1 protein-coding gene is annotated in these 614 nt (G+C 74.9%); it reads right to left on the reverse strand.

Annotated features, from left to right (window positions below):
- The coding region (locus HHX35_RS42400; RefSeq protein WP_182904249.1) for a GAF domain-containing protein at positions 1 to 614 on the reverse strand (614 nt) is incomplete at both ends.

The raw sequence follows: 614 nt of genomic DNA on the forward strand, positions 1-614 counted from the left end.
AGGAGGCCTCCGGCCGCTCGACCAGGCGTACGGCGCTCATCAGCGTCATGGCCACGGCGAACAGGCGCTGGATGACCACGTCGTGCAGGTCCTTGGCGATGCGGTCGCGGTCTTCCAGCAGGCCGAGCCGCTCGGCGTCGCGGCGGGTCTCGGCCAGCTCCAGCGCGACGGCCGCCTGCCCGGCGAAGGCGTGCAGCGTGCGCAGCTCCGACTGGCTGAAGGGCATCCGCCCCGGGCGTTTGACCAGGGCCAGCACCCCGCGTACGGCCCCGGCCGCGCCCAGCGGCACGGCCGCCACCGGGCCCGGGTCCAGGTCGCCGGCGAGATGGACGTCCCCGCCGGCGGGGTCGTCCAGCATGAGAGGCTCGCCGCTCAGGAACGCCCGGCCCGACAGCGAGCCCTCGATCGGGACGTCGCCGTCCTGCGATACGCCGTCCTCCAGGGCACCGTCCTCCAGCGCCACCTGCAGGGTTTCGCCGCCCTTGCGCGGCAGCAGGATCGCCACGGCGTCGGCGTCGGCCATCTCGCGGGCGCGCCGGGCGATGAGCGTGAGGACCTCCTGCGGCTCGCCGCCGGACAGCAGCCGGGTGGTGATGTCCGAGGACGCCTGCAAC

Source organism: Microbispora sp. H10830 (assembly GCF_014161375.1).
In the GTDB taxonomy this organism is placed as follows: domain Bacteria; phylum Actinomycetota; class Actinomycetes; order Streptosporangiales; family Streptosporangiaceae; genus Microbispora; species Microbispora catharanthi.